Genomic DNA, 20269 nt, shown 5'->3' with positions numbered 1-20269 from the left:
CACCCTCACGGGGGTGAGAATGATTGGAACCAAATAAAATATTTGGCACTGACATTCATCGACACACTATTGAGTTCTCAAAGAACACACGCACACACCAACATCCCGGAACTTTCATCCCGCTTGTCGGTGAGGCTGCTTTCGAAGCTTAGCTCAGCCCTCCCAGCAGAACCAAATCCGCTGATCTTGCTGAACCAATGTGATCATCAGGCGCTCCTCGTACTACCTCGTTTCCCTAGCCCCTGGGGCCCGGGTCGGTGTCCGTGTCGCTCTGACCTGGAATAAGTTACGTGTTGGTTGTTCTCATGTCAAATCGCCTGTTCAGGACGGGTTTTCGTGAACGCGTCCCGACACCGGCCGTTCAGTCGGAGGTTCCGACGCGTTCGATTTCCGCTCCGAGCCCGCGCAGGTTCTCCACGAAAGACGGGTAACCCCGGTCGATGTGGAAGACATCGTGGACTTCGGTGACACCGTCGGCCACCAGACCCGCGAGCACCAGACCCGCGCCGGCGCGAATGTCGGAGGACCACACCGGCGCCGAGGACAGTCGCGGAATGCCGCGCACCACAGCGTGATGCCCGTCGGTGCGGGCGTCCGCGCCCAGCCGGATCATCTCTTCGACGAAACGGAAGCGCGCCTCGAAGATGTTCTCGGTGATCATCGAGGTGCCGTCGGCGATGGCGGCCAGGCCGATGGCCATCGGCTGCAGGTCGGTCGGGAACCCCGGGAACGGCAGGGTCGAGAAGTTCACGGCGCGAGGGCGATCCGCCTGCACCACGCGAAAACCATCCGGTTCGAACGAGATTCGGGCGCCCGCCGAGCGCAGCTTGTCCAGCACCAGGGACAGGTGCTTGGGGTTGATGCCCGTCACCCGCACGTCACCGGTGGTCATGGCGGCGGCGATACCCCAGGTCGCGGCGACGATGCGGTCGCCGATCACCCGGTGGGTGGTGGGGGCCAGCTTCGCCACGCCCTGAATGGTCAGCACCGAGGTCCCCGCGCCGGCGATCTTCGCGCCCATCCGGATCAGCATGTTGCAGAGATCCACGATCTCCGGCTCCCGCGCGGCATTGTCGATGACCGTCTCACCCTCGGCCAGCACCGCGGCCATCAGGATGTTCTCGGTCGCGCCGACCGACGGGAAGTCCAGGCGGATCCGCGCGCCCTGCAGCTCCTCGGCCCGGGCCACCAGGCAGCCGTGCTCGATCTCCGAGGTCGCGCCGAGCAACCGCAGACCCTGCTGGTGCATGTCCAGCGGACGCGAACCGATCGCGTCACCGCCGGGCAGCGCCACCACGGCCCGCTTGCAGCGCGCCATCAGCGGACCCAGCACGCACACCGAGGCGCGGAACTGGGTGACCGCCGGGAAGTCCGCGTGGTACTTCGGTTCCGGCGGAGTGGCGATATGGACCGTGCCGCCCTCGATGACCACATCGCAGCCCAGACCCCGCAGCACGTCCGCCATCAACGGCACATCCAGGATGTCCGGGCAGTTCGTGATGGTGGTCGTCCCCTCGGCCAGCAACGCGGCAGCCATCAGCTTGAGGACGCTGTTCTTCGCGCCGCTCACCGCGACCTCACCGACGAGCCTGCTGCCCCCGGTCACCAGAAACCGTTCACTCACGGGGGTCAGCCTAGTGGTCCTCTCCCGCACTCGCGGCGTCTCCGCCCGGCCGCCACAGTATGTCGCCGTCCGGGTTGGCGACCCGGCCGAGGATGAACAGCAGGTCGGACAGGCGGTTGAGGTATTTGGCGGGCAGCACGCTGGTGTCGTCCGGGTGTGCCGCCACCGCGGCCCACGCCGCCCGCTCGGCGCGTCGCGCCACGGTGCGCGCGGTGTGCAGCAGCGCGGCCAGCGGGGTGCCGCCGGGCAGAATGAACGAATTCAACGGCGGCAGAGGCTCATTGAACTCATCGCACCACTGCTCCAGGCGGTCGATGTAGTCCTGGGTGATGCGCAGCGGCGGGTACTTGGGGTCGGCCACGACGGGGGTGGACAGGTCCGCGCCCGCGTCGAACAAGTCGTTCTGTATGGAACGCAACACAGTCAGAATCCGCGTATCCGGCTGACCGAGCGCGATCGCGACCCCGAGAGCCGCATTGGTTTCGTCACAGTCGGCATACGCGATCAGCCGCGGGTCGGTCTTGGCCACCCGCGAGAAATCGCTCAGGCCGGTGGTGCCGTCATCGCCGGTCCGCGTGTAGATCCGCGTCAAGTGAACGCTCACAGGGTCACACTAGCGCGCGGGATCGGACTATCCGGCGCGCCGGCGGCGAATGCGCTCGGACGGGCGCGATTCCACCCAGGACAGGAAGGCCGCCATGGCGCCGCGGTCCAGAGCCAGCTCGTAATCGCCGTCACCGTCGGACACCATGACGATGACCTCGTCGGTCATGATGTCGTACTCGTCGTCGGCCGGGGACCGCCGCGGGCCCACCTCGATGGTGAGCCGCCGCATGGTGGAGTCCGGGCCGAGTTTCAGGCTGGAGAGTTTGTAGAAGAGGAGCGTGTCCTCGTCGTAGCGGATCAGGCCGTGCCGCCAGCCGCCGCCGTGCCCGCGCGCGGGCAGTACCCGCAGCAGGGCGGCGGTGCCGCCGCGACGCAGCATCACGAGGCGATAGGTCGAGGCCAAGGCCAGCCCGACCAGCAGCAATACCAGAATGATCAGAAGCCACATCCCGGTTTGCAATGCCGCTCCGTCCCTTCACATCCGCGTTGCTGTCGATCACTGACCGGCCAGAGGCCGGGCCCCGCTTTCGGTCGATAGTAGCGACCGCGGAAAGGCGAGGTCCGGCCATCCACCGAATGTGATGAATGCGCTGTTCAGCGAGGCGTCGAAGATATATCTCAGCCGATCGTGAACGGCTCCCCGTAGAGGACCAGGTTGCCGATGAAGGTGGCGGTGTCCACTTCGGCGGCGACGAACGCCCGCGCCTGGGCGTAACCGCCACAGCCGTCCACCGAGAAGGTCTCGTCGGTCCAGCTCACGCTGGTGTGTGGGCCCGGAACCTTGTTGTAGCGCTTGTGCGATTCCTGGCCGTAGTCGTCCGGCCGCTCCAGATCGAGCATCAGGCGCGCGACGGCCTGACCGGGTCCGAGCGTGATACCGCTGCCCAGCTGCTCGTTGAGTCCCAGCGTGCCCAGTGTCTGCAGGGAGGTGTCCGGGCTGTAGGTCTCGCCGCCGGAGTTGTTCGCGGTGATGCCGCTGATGTCGACCTGGCAGCCCACGATGTAGCCGGGGCTGATCTTGAGCGTCGCGGTCGAGGCGCTCGGGCCGTCGAGGTCGATGCTGGCCACGCCGGTGGTCCAGACATTGCGATGCACCGGGGTGGACCCCATGGATCCGCTGATCGTGGCCGACTCCCCGGTGATCCGGACGATGAGGTTGGTGCCGTCGGCGAGCTGCCGGGTGATGGAGCCGCCCGGGAGCGGAATGAAGGTGTCGGCCTGCGCGGGAGCGGCCGGTCCGAACCCGCACAGACCCGCCGCCGCGGCCAGCGTCACCCCCAGGATCCGCCCACTCCGGGCGCGAATTCCCTTGCCGTACATACGATCCCTTCCGCCGGAGTGGACTCGTCAGCCGATGCTGAACGGCTGGCCGTAGAGGGTGACCTTGTGGTAGTCGATGCCGATGATCTCGACCACGGAGACCTGGCGGGCCTGCGCGTAGCCGCCGCAGCCCTGGATCTCCATCGGGATGTCCTGATAGTTGATGGTGTAGGTGCCGCTCTTGACCAACTCGATGTTGTTGATCGCGACCCACTGCACCTGACCGGGTGAGAGCGGGAAACTGAATCCACCGGACAGGCTGGGCGTGGAACTGACGGCGACCGAGGCGTTCGCGCTCAACTGCCCCAGCGCGACCTGACAGCCGACGATGTAACCGGTGGTGAGGTTGGAGGATCCGTGCGTTCCCGAATTATTGGTGCCGGGAAAGTTCAGCGGACCGTTGTTGGGCCCGACATCACCGTCCGGAGTCTCCACCTCGGCGGTGACATTGCCCGTCACCCAGGAGGTCCGGCCCGCGCCATTGGAGGCCAGCGACGGCGAAATGATCGCGCGCTCACCGACACTCGTGATTTTCACGCCCGGGCCCTCGATATGCCCGTTGGGGAGCGGGACGGTGACATCCGCCGAGGCCGCACCCGGAGAGAAGAATCCGACGGCGACCGCGACCACGGCGGCGGCCACCATCCACTTGCCAATTCGAAGCCTGCTCATCAACCCCTCGCTCATCATGCTCGTGCAACCCATGGGCAACGCAGTGTGCATCGTTGGAGGTAAAGCCGAAATGCGGGAATAGCCGATACATTGCCAAGTGCTTCAGATCACACTCGGGAACCGGCGAAAGCATTTAACCACACCGTGATAGCGGAGGAGCAATTACAGGGCGAACCATCCGAAATCCGTCGCGCCTACCAGGTTCGCCCCGCAGCGCGCCAACCGACGGACCGCTGAGCGGGATCGCCGATGGCCGTAAACTGGAACACGTTCTTATGCTCCCGACAATTGGGATGTCTTGGAAGGAGATTCCGTGGAAATTACCGCAGCGGTCGCCCGGGGCGCCGACGCGCCCTTCTCGATGGAGACCCTCAGCCTCGAGGAGCCGCGTCCGGGCGAGGTGCTGGTGCGCATCGTCGCGACCGGCGTCTGCCACACCGACCTGGTCTCCAAGAGCGTGTTTCCCGCCGAGCTGCCGATCGTCCTCGGACACGAGGGCGCGGGCATCGTGGAGCAGATCGGCTCGGAGGTAACCGGAATCGACGTGGGCGACCACGTGCTGCTCACCTACGCCAGTTGCGGCACCTGTTCACGATGCGCCAACGGGCTTCCGCCCTATTGCGAGAATTTCGTCATTCTGAACACCTCGGGCGGCCGCTCCGATTTCACCTCGCCGCTCAGTAACAATGGCGAGCGCGTCATGGGCGCGTTCTTCGGGCAGTCGAGTTTCGCCACCCACGCCCTGGTGTCGGCGCGCAGCATCGTGGTCGTGGACAAGGATGTCGACCTGGTCGCCACCTCCCCGTTCGGGTGCGGCGTGCAGACCGGCGCGGGCGCGGTCGCCAATGTCATGAAGCCGGGACCCAACGATTCCATCGCCATTTTCGGCGTCGGCGGCGTCGGTATGGCCGCGCTCATGGCGGCTCGGGCCATCGGCGCGGGAACCATTGTCGCGATCGACCTTTCGGCGGAGCGCCTGGCCGTGGCCAAGGAGCTCGGCGCGGACGTCACGATCGACGGCGCGGCCGAGGACGTCGTCGCCCAGATCGTCGCGGCGACCAACGGCGGCGCGAACTTCGCCCTCGACACCACCGCGGTCAATGCCGTGATCGCCAAGGGCCTGGAGGCATTGGCGCCCATGGGCACCCTGGTGCTGGTCGGGCTCGGGGAGGCCAGCATGGACCTCGAGATCGGCCACCTCACCGGCAACGGCAAGGCTGTCCGCGGCTGCATCGAGGGCAGCGGCGACCCGCAGCAGTTCATTCCGCAGCTGCTGCGGTGGCATGCCGAAGGCAAGTTCCCGATCGAGAAGATCAGCAAGACCTACGCCTTCAGCGATATCGACACCGCGATGGCCGACGCCCACCACGGCACGACCATCAAGCCGATCCTCACTTTCGAATGAGACGCGGCACGCGCGCCGGGCCGATGCCGGGCGCGCGTGTGGCTTTCGGGTGTCCGAGCACGAAAACAGCGGCGGCCCCGGGGATCTCCCCGGGGCCGCCGCCGTTGTTCCAGCGTCGAGCTAGTGGGCCGCAGCGGCCTTCTCGACCGCCCGCAGCTGGCCCTGTGCCTTGGCCAGCGCGGCCGGGCTCGCATCCGGATCGGCGACGACGGCCTTGGCGGCCGCCTCGTCGATGTCGAAGGCGAAGTCGGCGGACTCGGCCAGCACGCGCACCGACGTGGCGGTGACGGAGAAGAATCCGCCGTGCACGGCCACCACGACACGCTCGTTGTCGTCGGACACGATGGTCACGGTGCCGCCCTCGACCAGCTGGCCGAGCAGCGGCTCGTGGCCGGCGAGGATGCCGATCTCACCCTCCGTGGTCTGGGCCGACACGAAAGACGCGCGGCCCGACCACAGCAGTCGCTCGACGGCGACCAGGTCAACGGACATGGTATTTGAATCGGACCCAGTTGCCATGGGTGACTACTTCCCGGCGATCTTCTTCGCAGCAGCCTCGACGTCGTCAAGGCCACCACACGAATTGAACGCCTGCTCGGGCAGGTGGTCGAACTCGCCCTTGCAGACCCGATCGAAGTCGTCGATGGTCTGCTCCAGCGGCACGACGGAACCCTCCTGGCCGGTGAACTTCTCGGCCACGATGAAGTTCTGGCCCAGGAACTTCTCCAGGCGACGGGCGCGACCGACGAGGACCTTGTCCTCTTCGGAGAGCTCGTCCATACCCAGAATCGCGATGATGTCCTGGAGTTCCTTGTACTTCTGCAGGATTCGCTTGACCTCGTTGGCCACCCGGAAGTGACGCTCGCCGACGATCGAAGCCTCGAGGATACGAGAAGTCGAGGACAGCGGGTCGACGGCCGGGTAGATGCCCTTCTGCGAAATCGGACGCGAGAGCTCGGTGGTGGCGTCCAAGTGCGCGAAGGTGGTGGCCGGCGCGGGGTCGGTGTAGTCGTCCGCGGGGACGTAGATCGCCTGCATCGAGGTGATCGAACGGCCACGGGTCGAGGTGATGCGCTCCTGCAGCTGACCCATCTCGTCCGCCAGGGTCGGCTGGTAACCGACGGCCGAGGGCATACGACCCAGCAGGGTCGAGACCTCGGAACCGGCCTGGGTGAACCGGAAGATGTTGTCGATGAACAGCAGCACGTCCTGGTTCTGGACGTCGCGGAAGTACTCGGCCATGGTCAGGGCCGAGAGGGCGACGCGCATACGCGTGCCCGGCGGCTCGTCCATCTGGCCGAAGACGAGGGCGGTGTCCTGAAGGACGCCCATCTCTTCCATTTCCAGGTGGAGGTCGGTGCCCTCACGGGTGCGCTCACCGACGCCCGCGAACACGGACGTACCGGAGAACTCACGCGCGATACGGGTGATCATCTCCTGGATCAGAACGGTCTTGCCGACACCGGCACCACCGAACAGACCGATCTTGCCGCCCTTGACGTACGGGGTCAGCAGGTCGATGACCTTGATGCCGGTCTCGAGGATCTCGGTCTTGCCCTCGAGCTGGTCGAAGGCGGGCGGCTGGCGGTGGATGCCCCACTGCTCGCCGTCGCGGCCCAGGCCCGGGGTGTCGAGGCAGTCACCGAGGGCGTTGAACACGTGGCCCTTGACGACGTCACCGACGGGCACCGAGATCGGCTTGCCGGTGTCGCGCACCTCGGCGCCACGGACCAGACCGTCGGTCGGCTGCATCGAGATGGTGCGAACGATGTTGTCGCCCAGGTGCTGCGCGACCTCGAGGGTCAGGGTCTTGGCCACGGACGCGAGCGCGATGTCCACGTTCAGGGCGTTGTACAGGTCGGGAATCGAACCGCGCGGGAACTCGACGTCCACGACGGGTCCGATGACGCGGGCGACACGGCCAGTGCCGACCCGGGTTTCAGTAGCTGCGGTCATTGGTTCTCTTCCTGGGCCTTAGTCGAGGTCCGAGCTCGCCGCCAGCGCATTGGCGCCGCCGACGATTTCCGTGATTTCCTGCGTAATCTGCGCCTGGCGCAACGAGTTCGCGGTTCGGGTCAGCGAGTTGACCAGATCCGTGGCGTTGTCCGTCGCGGCCTTCATGGCGGTGCGGCGCGCAGCCGACTCCGATGCCGCTGCTTCGAGCAGCGACGAGTAGATCCGAGTGTTGACGTACTTCGGCAGCAGCGCGCCCAGCAGGCGATCCGCGTCCGGCTCGAACTCGTACTGAGCCACCGGCTCCGAGTTTCCGTCGGAGAAGCTGTCCGGACCCAGATCGAAGTTCTCGTCCACGAACGTCACCTGGATCGGGGCCAGGCGACGCACCTCGGGCTGCTGCGACAGCATCGACACGAAACGCGTGTAGACGATGTGCAGTTCGTCGACGCCGGCCATGGTCTCGCCCCCGTGGGGGTTGACGACCTCGCCGTCGGACCCGGCCATGAACGCTTCCACCAGGTGGTTGCAGGCGGCCGAGGCGTCCACGTAGTTGGGCTGCTGCGAGAAGCCCAGCCAGGACCCGTTCACCGTCCGCTTGCGGAAGGTGTAGTAGGTCAGGCCCTTCGCGCCCATCACGTACAGCACCGGCTCCTTGCCCTCGGAGCGCAGGGTGGTCATGAGCTCCTCGGCGCGCTTGAGCACGTTGGAGTTGTAACCACCGCACATACCGCGGTCGGAGGTGATGACCAGAACGGCCGCGCGGCGGACGTTCTCACGCTCGGTCAGCAGCGGGTGATTGAGATTCCCACTGGCGCTCGCCAATTCGGCGAGCACCTTGGTGATCTCCTCCGCGTACGGCTTGGCGGCGGCAACTCGGGCCTGCGCCTTGCTGATTCGCGAAGTGGCGATCAGTTCCTGAGCCTTGGTGATCTTCTTGATCGAGCTCACGGAACGAATGCGGGAGCGCAATTCGCGCACGCTTGCCATTAGCGGTTCACACTCCCTTCATTCGTCGATTCGGTCAGTCGCATGTGCTCGTCTCGATTACTTCTCGACGTGCTTGCGGGTGACCGAGAGGGACTCGACCTCTTCGTGGTCCAGCTGGCCGGCCTCGGCCTCGACGACCCGCGAGCCGTCGGAAGCCAGGAAGCCCTGCTTGAACTTGTCGGTCGCGGCCTTGATGGCGTCGGCGGCCTCGCCCTCGAGCACCTTCGCGCCGCCCTGCAGGGCGTCGAAGGAGGACTGCACGGAGGCGTGCAGGCTCTCCAGCAGCTCGGCGTTGAAGCGACGGATGTCGCCGACCGGCACGGAGTCGTAGTAGCCGGCGTCGACCAGGTACAGCGAGACGACCTGATCCTCGACCGAAACCGGGGCGTACTGGTCCTGCTTGAGCAGCTCGACCCAGCGCGCGCCACGCTCCAGCTGGGCCAGCGAGGCGGCGTCCAGATCGGAGGCGAAGGCGGAGAACGCCTCGAGCTCACGGTAGGAGGCCAGCTCCAGACGCAGCGAACCGGAGACCTTCTTCATGGCCTTGGTCTGCGCGGCGCCACCGACTCGGGAGACCGAGATACCGACGTTGATGGCCGGGCGGACACCCTTGTTGAAGAGGTCCGACTCCAGGAACACCTGGCCGTCGGTGATGGAGATGACGTTGGTCGGGATGAACGCCGAGACGTCGTTGGCCTTGGTCTCGATGATCGGCAGACCGGTCATCGAGCCCGCGCCCAGCTCGTCGGACAGCTTCGCGCAACGCTCCAGCAGACGGGAGTGCAGGTAGAAGACGTCACCCGGGTACGCCTCGCGGCCCGGCGGGCGGCGCAGCAGCAGCGAGATGGCGCGGTAGGCCTCGGCCTGCTTGGACAGGTCGTCGAACACGATCAGGACGTGCTTGCCCTGGTACATCCAGTGCTGGCCGAGGGCCGAACCGGTGTAGGGGGCCAGCCACTTGAAGCCGGCGGAGTCGGAGGCCGGGGCCGCGACGATGGTGGTGTACTCCATCGCGCCGTGCGCCTCGAGCGCGGACTTCACACCCGCGATGGTGGAGCCCTTCTGGCCGATCGCGACGTAGATGCAGCGCACCTGCTTCGACGGATCGCCGGTGGCCCAGTTGGCCTTCTGGTTGATGATCGCGTCGATGCAGACCGCGGTCTTACCGGTCTTGCGGTCACCGATGACCAGCTGACGCTGGCCGCGGCCGATGGCGGTCAGGGCGTCGATGGCGGTGATGCCGGTGGCCATCGGCTCACCGACCGGCTGACGCTCCAGCACGGTGGCGGCCTGCAGCTCGAGCACGCGGCGCTCGTCGGCCTCGATCTCGCCCAGGCCGTCGATCGGGGCGCCCAGCGGGTCGATGACGCGACCCAGGAACTTGTCACCCACGGGAACCGAGAGCACGTCGCCGGTGCGGCGAACCTGCTGGCCCTCTTCCAGGGTGTCGAACTCACCCAGGACGACGGCACCGATCTCGGTGTCCTCCAGGTTCAGCGCCACGCCGAGGACGCCGCCCGGGAACTCCAGCAGCTCGTTGGCCATCGCGGACGGCAGGCCGCTGATGTGGGCGATACCGTCGCCGGTGTCGGTGACGACACCGACCTCTTCGATGGAGGTCTCGGGGGTGTAGCTCTGGGTGTAGCTCTCGATCGCGCTACGGATCTCATCGGGGGAGATCGTCAGCTCCGCCATGTTCTTCCTGCTCTCGCTGTGGTCTCGAATGTCGGTGTGTAAAAGCGCTTCTCGGCGTTCGTCTCTAAGCGAGAGACTGACGCAAGCGCTGGAGGCGGCCGACGGCGCTGCCGTCGATCAGGTCGTCGCCGACGCGCACGACGACGCCGGCCAGCAGGCTCGGGTCTTCCTGCACGTGCACCGTGACGGGCTTGTCGTAGATGCGCTGCAGCGAAGCGGCCAGGTGCTCGCGCTGCTGCGGCGTCAGGGCGACCGCGGCACGCACGTGCGCCACGATCTGCTCCCGGAGCGAGGCCGCCAGGTCGGACAGCTCGTCGATGGCCGCGCCGACATCGCCCTTGTGGCGCAGCACGGCCTGATCGGCCAGCTGCAGGGTGATGTCCTCGACCTTGCCCGCGAGCAGACGCTGCACCAGGGCCAGCTTGGCTTCCGCCGGCTTGCCGTGGTCCTGCAGCGCCTGCTCCAGGTCCGGGTTGTCGTCGATGATCCGGGCCAGCCGGAACAGCTCGTCCTCGACCGCGGTCAGGCGGCCGCGCTCGTCCGCGGCGCGCAGCAGCGCCTCGCGGCCGAGCAGAACCAGCGTGTCGACCAGATCCCGGGCGCGCGACCAGTCCTGGGCCACGGCCGTGGTCAGCACGGCCAGCGTGGTACCGCTGATCTTGCCGCCGAAGACGCGTTCGGCCAGCTCGGCTCGCGCCGAGCTCGACACCGACTTATCCGCGAGCGCCACACGCAGCGAACGCTGGTCGTCGAGGACGGCGACAACGGCGAACAGTTCCGACCCCGTAGTAGCCGCGACGGTGTCGCTACCGGTCAGAGCGGCCCGAAGAGCTTCCCGCGCACGGGAACTCGCCTCGCGGCTCGCTGCGTACATGCTTCCCACTTTCGGTTCGTTACCTTCCGACCCCGATGCCGGCGTTCGCGTCCAGTTCCGCGAGGAACCGGTCGATCGACGCCGACTGCTTGGCCTCGTCGGCCACCGACTGACCGATGATCTTCTCGGCCAGGTCGACCGCGGTACGGCCCAGTTCGGACCGCAGTTCGGTCACGATCTGCTGGCGCTGCGCCTCCAGCTGCGAGTGGCCGGCGGCCACGATGCGGTCGGCCTCGGCCTGCGCATCGGTGCGCATCTGCGACAGGATGGCCGCACCCTGGGTGCGGGCTTCCTCGCGGATGCGAGCGGCCTCGAGGCGAGCCTCGGCCAGCTGCTCCTGGTACTGCTGCAGGGTGGCCTGCGCCTCGGCCTGCACGGCCTCGGCCTTGGCGATACCGCCCTCGATCTTCTGCGAACGCTCGTCCAGCACCTTGGTCAGGCGCGGGACGACGTACTTGGCGAAGACGAAGGCGATAACGATGAAGACGACCGCAGACCAGAAGATGTCGTACGGCTCGGGGATGAGGGGGTTGACGTCGTCAGACCCCTCAGCCGCAAGCAGATAGGTGCTGTTCATCGTTGATTCCTAGTCTTTGGCCGGAATCAGAAAATGAAGCCGGCGACGAGACCGATCAGCGCCAGGGCCTCGGTGAACGCGATACCCAGGAACATGTTGGTCCGGATGGTGCCCTGCAGCTCGGGCTGACGGGCGATGCCCTCGATGGCCTTACCGACGACGATGCCCACACCGATGCCGGGGCCGATCGCGGCGAGACCGTAACCGATGGCGCCGAAACCCTTGGACTTGGACTCGGCAACTTCGGCAGCCAGGTACGAGAGGGTGCTCATGTGTGTTTCATTCCCTTTCTGTCGCCCACCCGCCGGGCGGCGTGGAAGGCAGGTTTATGGAGTTGGTGCGGTCGGTCAGTGAGAGTCGGCGTGCTGCGCCAGACCGATGTAGACAGCGGTCAGCAGCGCGAACACGTACGCCTGCAGGAAGACCACCAGCAGCTCGAAGAGGGTGAAGCCGAAGCCCGCGAGCAGCGAGAACGGTGAGAACACCTTCATCCAGGAGGCGGCATCGAACAGGAAGAACTGGGTGGCACTGAAGAACAGCACCAACATGATGTGGCCTGCCAGCATGTTCGCCATGAGACGGACGGTGAGCGTGAACGGGCGCAACACGAAGGTCGAGATGAACTCGATCGGGATCAGCAGCACGTGCAGCGCGGCCGGCACATTCGGCACCACGATGGACGAGCGCATGTATTTCAGGAAGCCGTACTTCTTGATGCCCACATAGTTGAAGGTGATGTAGGCGACGACGGCCAGCACCAGCGGCATGCCGATGCGCGCGTTCGACGAGATGTTCAGACCTGGAATAACACCCGAGATGTTCAGGAACAGCACGGTGAAGAAGATCGACGCGATGAGCGGGAAGAACTTCTTACCGGATTCCTTGCCGAGCACCTCGTCGCAGATCTGCTCCTTGACGAACACCAGACCGGTTTCGGCGACATTCTGCAGTCCGCGCGGAACCAGCTGCGGCCGACGGAAAGCGGCGAACATGACTGCCACGAGAACGACCGACATCAGGATGCGAATGAGCATCAAACGGTCGAGCTCGAAAGGCGTCCCCTCGAACAGCACTGCTGGAGGGAAGAAGTCGTTGAGTGACGGCGCGTGGAACTCGCCTGCCAAAATGGTGACGCTCAGCGTTCTCTCCCGTGGTCGGCCGCCAGGAGATAGTTTTCTCCCGCGGTTCGATCGGACATTGACGATCTGGTGGTCGACTCAGGTCGGCTCGAAGTTCGTCAGCAGCTGTGGCAGTCACGCCCTGGCGTCTGTACGCGCGTCGGCGACATCGTCGACGGTGCAGAACCGTGACCCGAAAGGGTCCGGTACGGCTGTAAGCATAACCTGCTCTCAGGCGGGTCTCAGGCGACCCCCCCTGTTGATTCGGTTGGCTACAGGTAAAGAGTTTATCAAGTTATCTACGACAATGCGTAGGGGGTGGCGGAAACGCCGGATGAACGGTGTTCCGGACCGGCGCCGCGACGGCCTCGGCTAGAGGTCGCGCTCCACGTGCACGGTCGGAACCCGTTGGCGCAGAAGGCCATAGGTCTCCGCGCCGAGCACGATGAGCAGGGCGCCGACCACGGTCAGGAAGAGCGCGCCCCGGCTGTAGAAGTCGTAGGTCTGCAGCACCGCGACGACAATCACTGCCAGCAGCAGCTTTCCGACCCAGCTGCCCAGCAGCACCAGGCCCTGCAGGCCCGATTCGATCTTGGCACTGAACAGCACCGAGGCCGCCGTGGTCAGGATGAAGGCGCCACCCAGGGCGGAGCCGATGAGGGCGCCCCACAGACCGGGCAGACCGGCGAAGATCGACGACAGAATCGCCGAAACCACAACCAGCACAGCCAAACCGGCGATGCCGTAGCGCAGTGCCGCGCGCAGCGGGGCGTCGGGACCGGGATTCGAAGGCGTGCTCACGGTCAGCAACTCTACCGGGCGGCGTGATCGGAACCGCGGGGCGGTTTCCGGACCGAGTTGACCCGCAGTTCCCGCCAGGACGGCACCGCGGTGACGATCAGCGCGAAAACCAGCCCGGCCGCGAACAGCAGCACCACCAGGCGGCGATCGGAGATCAACGAGGTGCCGACCGCGCCGAATGCGAACACGCTCACCCACAGATAGATCACCAGCACGACCCGGCGCTGCGAATGCCCGATCTGCAGCAAACGGTGATGCAGATGCATTTTGTCGGGAGTGGAGAAACTCACACCCGCGCGCACGCGGCGCACCACGGCCAAAACAAGATCAAGTACCGGAATGAACATCACCGCACCCACCAGCAACAACGGGGACAACAGACCCACGATGTCGCGCGGGCCGTAACCCTGCAGCGGAATTCGCCCGGACGCGCCCGTCGACACCGCGGCCAGCATCAATCCGATCAACATGGATCCGGTGTCGCCCATGAAAATGCGGGCCGGTGAGAAATTGTGTGGCAGAAATCCCAGGCACGCGCCCGCCAGCGCGGCCGCCAGCAACGCCGGCGGATAGGTATCGGTGGAACCGCCCACCTCGTAGAGCAACCCCACCGTGAACACGAAAACCGCGACCGCCGCGATGAACCCGAGGCCCGCGGCCAATCCGTCCAGGCCGTCCACGAAATTCATGGCGTTCACCACCGTCACCGTGATGCCCACCGTCACCAGACCGCCCTGCAGCGGATCCAGCACCACCGTCTCGTTGGTGAACGGGTTGTAGATGGCCACCCAGCTCAGGCCCATCACCGCCATCACGCCCGCCGCGGTGATCTGCCCCACCAGCTTGGTCAGCCAGTCCAGGCCCCAGCGGTCGTCGATGATGCCGACCAGCACGATCAGCGTCGCCGCGGCCAGCACCGCGGGAATGTCCTTGGGATAGTCGAAGCCCCGGCGCAGCGCGGGCAGCTGATGCGCGAACAACACGGCCGCCACCAGGCCCAGATAGATGGCCAGGCCGCCCATCCGCGGAATCGGCTTCACGTGCACATCGCGTTCCCGCGGAATCGCCACCGCGCCGAAGGCGATGGCCAGCACCCGGATTCCGCCCGTGCTCAGGAAAGCGATGACCGCGGCGGCCAGCAGCACCAGCAGCAGCTCCCGCAGCGGGACGACCGCGCCCTGGCTGAATACGCCCTGACTCAAAAGCATCTAGCGGCCGTCAGTGCGCGCCGGCCTGACGGAGTTCCTCGGGCGACATGCCGAGCACCTCCGCGATCTTCTCGATCGGCACCGCGCCCTCACGCAACACCCGCGGCGTGTCCGCGGTCAGATCCACGATGGTCGACGCCACCGCGTGATCGGCCGGACCGCCGTCGAGATACACGCCGACCAGATCGCCCAGCTGCGCCCGCGCCTCCCCCACCGTGGCCGCCGGCGGCTGCCCCGACACGTTCGCGCTCGACACCGCCAACGGCCCCACCTCGCGCAGCAGCTCCAGCGCCACCGGATGCAGCGGCATCCGCAGCATCACCGTGCCGCGCGCGTCACCCAGATCCCAGGCCAGCGAAGGCGCTTGCTGCACAACCAGACTCAGCCCGCCGGGCCAGAACGCGCGGATCAGCTCCCGCGCCTGCGGGCGCACCGAGTACACCAGCCCGTCGATCGTGGTCCACGACCCGACCAGCACCGGCACCGGCATGTCGCGCCCCCGCCGCTTGGCGGCCAGCAGCGCGCTCACCGCCTGAGAGTCGAACGCGTCGGCGGCGATCCCGTACAGCGTGTCGGTCGGAATGACGGCCAATCGACCACTCTTCAGCGTGCTGCGCGCGGCACTCAGACCGGCGGCACGGGAGTCGGGATCGGCACAGTCGTAGACGGTACTCACGGCTGACATCTTGGCACGGATCAACTCGCGATAGCTCGCGGCTCCCCCTCTCGGCGCCGGGGCAAGGCCACCCGGCAACCGCCCGGGCGGCGCGCTCGCAGCGGGCATAGGCTCGCGGGGACGAAGGAGGCACGGACTCATGATGCGTGCGATCTGGAACGGGACGGTTATCGCCGAGGCCGCCGCGACCGTGGAGGTCGAGGGCAATCAGTATTTTCCGGTGGAGTCCCTGAAGAGCGAATACTTCAGTGCGAGCGCCAAGCACACCGTGTGCCCGTGGAAGGGCATCGCGAGCTATTACGACGTCACCGTCGAGGGCGCGGAGAATCCGGACGCGGCGTGGTACTACCCGCATCCGAGTCCGCTGGCGCGGAAGATCAAGGACCACGTCGCCTTCTGGCGTGGCGTCACGGTCGAGGGCGAGCCCGGCTAGCGGTCAGTCCGCGATGCGGCGGGCGACCACGAAGCGGGGCTTGCCCGCGAGGTCGGGGTGCTCGATCACGTCGGTGAAGCCGCCGTGCGCGGTGAAGAGGGCGGCGACGCCGGAGCCGTTGGTGTCGTCGTGTTCGACCGCGGCCGCGCCGTTCTCGCGCAGCAGGCGGGCGATGGTGGCGACCATCGGGCGGATGACGTCGAGGCCGTCGGGGCCACCGAACAGCGCGCGGTGCGGGTCGTGGTCCATGACCTCGGGGTCGAGCCGGGCGTCGGCGGGAATGTAGGGCGGGTTGGAGACGACCACGTCGACGCGGCCGTTCAGGTGGTCGAGGATCGCCGGATCCGTGACATCGCCCGCGTGCAGGTCGATCGGGGTGTCACCCTCGTCGGCCAATTGCAGGGCGTTGCGGCGGGCCCACGCGAGCGCCTCGGGATCGAGTTCGACCGCGTGCACCTCGGCGTCCGGGCGAGCATGGGCGATGGCCAGGGCCAGGGCCCCGGAGCCGGTGCACAGGTCGACCACGATCGGCGGGTGTTCGTGGCCGATCTCCTCCAGCCGGGCCAGCGCCCAAGCGAAGATCAACTCGGTTTCCGGGCGGGGAACGAAGACGCCGGGGCCGACCGCCAGATCGATCTCCCCCATCGCGGCGGTGCCCGTGAGGTGTTGCAGCGGAACGCGTTCCGCGCGCTGGGCGACCAGCTTGCGGAACTCCTCGAGCTGGTCGGTGGTGAGCATGGGCATCAGGACCAGGCGGCCGCGATCGACGCCCAGCACGTGGGCGGCGAGGTGTTCCGCGTCGGCGTGCGGGCTGGGGACTCCCGCCGCGGCCAAGATCTCGATGGCCTCCCGAATCGCCGGACGCAATGGTGCACGACTCACACTTCGCACCTTTCTCCCCACGCACATGCTTGCACGAAAATTCCCGCCCGGAACCCGCTCCGACCCAACCCCGCGCGCGCCCGGGACATCGGGCGTGGCGCGGGGCGGGATGCCGGTTACTCGGCGGCGAGCCGGGCGGCGCGGTCGGCCTCGCCCAGGGCGTTGAACAAGTCGTCGAGGTTGCCGTCCAGCACGGAATCGAGGTTGTGCGCCTTGAATCCGATGCGGTGGTCGGCGATCCGGTTCTCCGGGAAGTTGTAGGTGCGGATGCGCTCGGAGCGGTCGACCGTGCGGATCTGCGCGGCGCGGCCCGAGGCGGCCTCGGCGTCGGCCTGCTCCTCGGCGAGGGCCTGCAGGCGTGCTGCCAGCACCTGCTTGGCGCGGATCTTGTTCTGCAACTGCGAGCGCTCGTTCTGGCAGGTCACCACCAGGCCGGTGGGCAGGTGGGTGATGCGCACCGCGGAGTCGGTGGTGTTGACGCCCTGGCCGCCCTTGCCGGAGGACCGGTACACGTCGATGCGCAGGTCCTTCTCGTCGATCTCGACTTCCTCGACCTCGTCGGGTTCGGGGTAGACCAGCACGCCCGCGGCCGAAGTGTGAATGCGCCCTTGGGATTCGGTGACCGGCACCCGCTGCACGCGGTGCACGCCGCCCTCGAACTTGAGCTTGGACCACACGCCGTCGCGGCTGGCCTCCTTGCTCTTGATGGAGAAGCTGGCGTCCTTGTACCCGTCCAGATCGGAGTAGGTGACGCCGAGCACCTCGACCTTCCAGCCGTGCCGCTCCGCGTACCGGATGTACATGCGGGCCAGGTCGGAGGCGAACAGCGCCGACTCCTCGCCGCCCTCGCCCGACTTCACCTCGAGGATGACGTCATCGCCGTCGTGCGGGTCGCGCGGCGCGAGCAGGTCGGTGAGCTGCTTGTCCAGCTCCTCCACCTGCGCCTGCAGGCCGGGCACCTCGGCCGCGAAGGACGAGTCGTCCGCGGCCAGCTCCTCGGCGGCGGCGAGGTCATCGCGCGCGGAGGTCAGCTTGTTGTAGGTCGACATGATCGGGCCGAGCTCGGCGAACCGCTTGCCGACGCGACGGGCCGCGCCCGGGTCGTTGTGCAGCGAAGGGTCGGCGAGCTGGGTCTCCAGCCCCTGGTACTCGGCCAGGATGTCGTCGATCGCGTTGGGGGCCGTCTTGTCGGCCATCGCGGTTACTCCCGTCTTAGTAGGTCCATAAACGCACCAACGCCCGGCCTGCGGAGCGCAGGACGGGCGTCGGCGGGACAGCTACTTGGCAGCCTTGGTGCGCTTGCCGTAGCGGGCCTCGAAGCGGGCCACGCGGCCGCCGGTGTCCAGAATCTTCTGCTTGCCCGTGTAGAACGGGTGGCACTGGGAGCAGACCTCGACCGTGATCTGGCCCGACTCCTTGGTGCTCTTGGTCTGGAAGGTGTTGCCACAACCGCAGACCACGGTGGTGTCCACGTAAGTGGGGTGAATTCCTGCCCTCATTGGGTGTCCTTTCAATGGTCGCCGGGTCGCCTTCATCGAAGACGTGAACCGGAACCGACTAGAGGCATGGTTGCCGACGGAACAGTCTATGCGCTGCTCCCGCGTGGTCACCACGAGGGGTGACATGGCCAAGAACAGGCGGCTCGGGCCATTTGTTCCCGAGCAAACCCGAAAGTCGAGTAGCGCGCTACTCAGGAATGCGAACACCCGTGTTCATAGAGTTCTTTCCAGGTGAGAGCCACGCGAGCCGACGGAAAGGACGACATGGTGACCAGGAAGGAGGCGACAGCCGGGGGAATCCTGGCACTGCTCGGCCTGCTGGTGTTCGCGGCCTGGTGGATGGCTCCCGGAAAGTCCGGCACCGCGGTGGGATCCGTGAATCCGGCCCCACTCCCGCCGCAGGGAGACGACACCCTCACCTACCGAGCGGTCACGGCATCGGAGAACACCGGTGCCGTGACCGCGCTCATCCTCGGCTTCATGATCGGCGGCGCGGCCCTGATCGGACTGCTCTTCTTCAGCGCTCCCCCGCCGCCCCGCGACTTCAGCGGACAGCTGAGAGCCACCTGGCTCCCGACCCGTGCCGCCGGTTCGGTAGCCCCTCGAGTTCCGGGCGTCCCCGACGAGTTACCCCGGTCGGCGCGAAACCAGTTGTTACCCTTGAGAATCGACAAAGAGGGCCCCGCGTGCGCGGGGCCCTCTTTCGGCTATTCGTCGATCGCGCCCGGCGCGGTCTTGGAGACCGTCATCAGGAACTCGATATTGGACTTCGTCTTCTTCAACCGGTCCACCATGAGGTCGATGGCCTGATGCGAGTCCAGGCCGGACAGCACGCGGCGCAGCTTGTGCAGCACGGCCGCCTCGTCCGGGGACATCAGCAGGTCGTCGCGACGGGTGCTGGACAGGTTGACGTCGACCGCCGGGAACACGCGGCGCTCGGCGATCTTGCGATCGAGCTTGAGCTCGGCGTTACCCGTGCCCTTGAACTCCTCGAAGATGACCGTGTCACCGGTGGAACCGGTCTCCACCAGCGCGGTGGCGATGATGGTGAGCGAGCCGCCGTTCTCGATATTGCGGGCCGCGCCGAGGAACCGCTTGGGCGGGTACAGCGCGGTGGAATCCACACCACCGGAAAGGATTCGGCCCGACGCCGGCGACGAGTTGTTGTACGCGCGGCCCAGTCGAGTGATCGAATCGAGCAGCACGACCACGTCCTGACCGGCCTCGACCAGGCGCTTGGCCCGCTCGATGGCGAGCTCGGCGACCGAGGTGTGGTCGCTCGGCGGGCGGTCGAAGGTGGAGGCGATGACCTCGCCGCGCACGGAGCGCTGCATATCGGTCACTTCCTCGGGACGCTCGTCCACCAGCACCACCATCAGGTAGCACTCGGGGTTGTTGGTCGCGATCGCGTTGGCGATGTCCTGGATGACCATCGTCTTACCCGCCTTGGGCGGGGACACGATCAGCGCGCGCTGACCCTTACCGATCGGCATGATCAGGTCGATGATGCGCGTGGTCAGCTTGTTCGGCTGGGTCTCCAGCCGCAGGCGCTGGTTCGGGTACAGCGGGGTGAGCTTGTTGAATTCCGGTCGGCGCTTGGCACTTTCGACGTCACCGCCGTTGACCGTGTCCAACCGCACGAGCGGATCGAACTTCTGCCGCTGGTTGCTCTGGTCCCCGTCGCGCGGGGCGCGCACCGCACCGACGATGTGGTCGCCGCGACGCAGGCCGTTCTTGCGCACCAGGTTCATCGACACGTACACGTCGTTCGGGCCGGCCAGGTAGCCGGAGGTGCGGACGAACGCGTAGTTGTCGAGGACATCGAGGAGGGCTCGTCGATTGCACCGCCGCGGATGGGTTGCGCGGCATGCTGTTCGTCGTCGACACCGCTGACCTGCCGCCGTCGCAGGATCCGGACGAGTACTACGACCACGAG

The 20269-nt window shown here is 66.7% G+C and carries 22 protein-coding genes and 1 pseudogene; 3 read left to right on the top strand and 20 right to left on the bottom strand.

All coding sequences use genetic code 11. The features are described 5' to 3' along the window. Positions 1–361: 361 nt before the first annotated feature. The 5 genes from murA to ACWELJ_RS26460 form a co-directional block, all read right to left on the bottom strand. Positions 362–1624: a UDP-N-acetylglucosamine 1-carboxyvinyltransferase gene (gene murA, locus ACWELJ_RS26480; protein ID WP_452368840.1), complete on the bottom strand. Its 1263-nt coding sequence runs from the start codon at positions 1622–1624 to the stop codon at positions 362–364. 10 nt (positions 1625–1634) lie between these two features. After that, the gene (locus tag ACWELJ_RS26475) at positions 1635–2228 is read right to left on the bottom strand and encodes a cob(I)yrinic acid a,c-diamide adenosyltransferase (RefSeq protein ID WP_452368839.1); all 594 of its coding nucleotides are present in this window, start codon (positions 2226–2228) and stop codon (positions 1635–1637) included. Between the two features lie 27 nt (positions 2229–2255). Then, complete coding sequence (locus tag ACWELJ_RS26470; protein WP_452368838.1) at positions 2256–2678, bottom strand: DUF2550 domain-containing protein; 423 nt, start codon at positions 2676–2678, stop codon at positions 2256–2258. A 170-nt stretch (positions 2679–2848) separates the two neighbouring features. Further along, positions 2849–3550, bottom strand: coding sequence for an MspA family porin (locus ACWELJ_RS26465; RefSeq protein WP_452368837.1), 702 nt, complete (start codon positions 3548–3550; stop codon positions 2849–2851). 27 nt (positions 3551–3577) lie between these two features. After that, the gene (locus tag ACWELJ_RS26460; RefSeq protein ID WP_452368836.1) at positions 3578–4222 is read right to left on the bottom strand and encodes an MspA family porin; all 645 of its coding nucleotides are present in this window, start codon (positions 4220–4222) and stop codon (positions 3578–3580) included. A gap of 313 nt (positions 4223–4535) precedes the next feature. Here ACWELJ_RS26460 and ACWELJ_RS26455 point away from each other — a divergent pair, with 313 nt between their 5' ends. Then, the gene (locus ACWELJ_RS26455; protein ID WP_452368835.1) at positions 4536–5627 is read left to right on the top strand and encodes an NAD(P)-dependent alcohol dehydrogenase; all 1092 of its coding nucleotides are present in this window, start codon (positions 4536–4538) and stop codon (positions 5625–5627) included. A 120-nt stretch (positions 5628–5747) separates the two neighbouring features. On the opposite strand, the gene ACWELJ_RS26450 is transcribed toward ACWELJ_RS26455, so the two are convergent. The 11 genes from ACWELJ_RS26450 to ACWELJ_RS26400 all read right to left on the bottom strand — a co-directional run bounded on the left by ACWELJ_RS26450 (position 5748) and on the right by ACWELJ_RS26400 (position 15519). After that, positions 5748–6119, bottom strand: a complete 372-nt coding sequence (locus tag ACWELJ_RS26450; RefSeq protein ID WP_452368834.1) for a F0F1 ATP synthase subunit epsilon — start codon at positions 6117–6119, stop codon at positions 5748–5750. Positions 6120–6152: 33 nt separating this feature from the next. Further along, entirely contained in the window at positions 6153–7583 is a 1431-nt protein-coding gene (gene atpD, locus ACWELJ_RS26445; protein WP_357289649.1) for a F0F1 ATP synthase subunit beta, read from the bottom strand. An 18-nt stretch (positions 7584–7601) separates the two neighbouring features. After that, a complete protein-coding gene (locus ACWELJ_RS26440) occupies positions 7602–8570 on the bottom strand; it encodes a F0F1 ATP synthase subunit gamma (RefSeq protein WP_452368833.1) in 969 nt (322 codons plus the stop codon). 57 nt (positions 8571–8627) lie between these two features. After that, positions 8628–10265 carry a F0F1 ATP synthase subunit alpha gene (atpA, locus tag ACWELJ_RS26435; protein WP_452368832.1) on the bottom strand — a complete coding sequence of 546 codons (1638 nt, stop codon included), beginning with the start codon at positions 10263–10265 and terminating at the stop codon, positions 8628–8630. A gap of 64 nt (positions 10266–10329) precedes the next feature. Then, entirely contained in the window at positions 10330–11139 is an 810-nt protein-coding gene (locus tag ACWELJ_RS26430; RefSeq protein WP_452368831.1) for a F0F1 ATP synthase subunit delta, read from the bottom strand. A gap of 19 nt (positions 11140–11158) precedes the next feature. Continuing rightward, positions 11159–11716 carry a F0F1 ATP synthase subunit B gene (locus tag ACWELJ_RS26425; protein WP_452368830.1) on the bottom strand — a complete coding sequence of 186 codons (558 nt, stop codon included), beginning with the start codon at positions 11714–11716 and terminating at the stop codon, positions 11159–11161. 26 nt (positions 11717–11742) lie between these two features. Further along, complete coding sequence (locus ACWELJ_RS26420; RefSeq protein ID WP_040856073.1) at positions 11743–11988, bottom strand: ATP synthase F0 subunit C; 246 nt, start codon at positions 11986–11988, stop codon at positions 11743–11745. 75 nt (positions 11989–12063) lie between these two features. Next, positions 12064–12789 (bottom strand): F0F1 ATP synthase subunit A, encoded by a 726-nt coding sequence (gene atpB / locus ACWELJ_RS26415; protein WP_452368841.1) that lies wholly within the window; start codon positions 12787–12789, stop codon positions 12064–12066. A 417-nt stretch (positions 12790–13206) separates the two neighbouring features. Next, entirely contained in the window at positions 13207–13635 is a 429-nt protein-coding gene (locus tag ACWELJ_RS26410) for a hypothetical protein (protein ID WP_452368829.1), read from the bottom strand. Positions 13636–13646: 11 nt separating this feature from the next. Further along, complete coding sequence (locus ACWELJ_RS26405) at positions 13647–14843, bottom strand: MraY family glycosyltransferase (RefSeq protein WP_452368828.1); 1197 nt, start codon at positions 14841–14843, stop codon at positions 13647–13649. A 10-nt stretch (positions 14844–14853) separates the two neighbouring features. Further along, the gene (locus tag ACWELJ_RS26400) at positions 14854–15519 is read right to left on the bottom strand and encodes an L-threonylcarbamoyladenylate synthase (protein ID WP_452368827.1); all 666 of its coding nucleotides are present in this window, start codon (positions 15517–15519) and stop codon (positions 14854–14856) included. Positions 15520–15658: 139 nt separating this feature from the next. Here ACWELJ_RS26400 and ACWELJ_RS26395 point away from each other — a divergent pair, with 139 nt between their 5' ends. After that, a complete protein-coding gene (locus ACWELJ_RS26395) occupies positions 15659–15952 on the top strand; it encodes a DUF427 domain-containing protein (RefSeq protein ID WP_452368826.1) in 294 nt (97 codons plus the stop codon). A gap of 3 nt (positions 15953–15955) precedes the next feature. Here ACWELJ_RS26395 and prmC read toward each other — a convergent pair whose 3' ends face one another. The 3 genes from prmC to rpmE form a co-directional block, all read right to left on the bottom strand. Next, positions 15956–16834, bottom strand: coding sequence for a peptide chain release factor N(5)-glutamine methyltransferase (gene prmC, locus ACWELJ_RS26390; RefSeq protein ID WP_452368825.1), 879 nt, complete (start codon positions 16832–16834; stop codon positions 15956–15958). A gap of 116 nt (positions 16835–16950) precedes the next feature. Further along, on the bottom strand, positions 16951–18030 hold the full coding sequence (gene prfA / locus ACWELJ_RS26385; RefSeq protein ID WP_452368824.1) for a peptide chain release factor 1: 1080 nt from the start codon (positions 18028–18030) through the stop codon (positions 16951–16953). A gap of 81 nt (positions 18031–18111) precedes the next feature. Further along, entirely contained in the window at positions 18112–18333 is a 222-nt protein-coding gene (gene rpmE, locus ACWELJ_RS26380) for a 50S ribosomal protein L31 (RefSeq protein ID WP_452368823.1), read from the bottom strand. Positions 18334–18600: 267 nt separating this feature from the next. On the opposite strand from rpmE, the gene ACWELJ_RS26375 reads away from it, so the two are divergent. Continuing rightward, positions 18601–19143 carry a hypothetical protein gene (locus ACWELJ_RS26375; RefSeq protein ID WP_452368822.1) on the top strand — a complete coding sequence of 181 codons (543 nt, stop codon included), beginning with the start codon at positions 18601–18603 and terminating at the stop codon, positions 19141–19143. Here ACWELJ_RS26375 and rho read toward each other — a convergent pair. Then, a pseudogene (gene rho, locus ACWELJ_RS26370) lies at positions 19041–20162 on the bottom strand (transcription termination factor Rho); the annotation flags it as partial. The gene ACWELJ_RS26375 and the pseudogene rho overlap by 103 nt on opposite strands. Between the last annotated feature and the right edge of the window lie 107 nt (positions 20163–20269).

The sequence above is a fragment of the Nocardia sp. NPDC004582 genome (assembly GCF_053602115.1).
The sequence above is the reverse complement of the archived record's forward strand: the minus strand, read 5'-3'. Positions and strand labels throughout refer to the sequence as shown.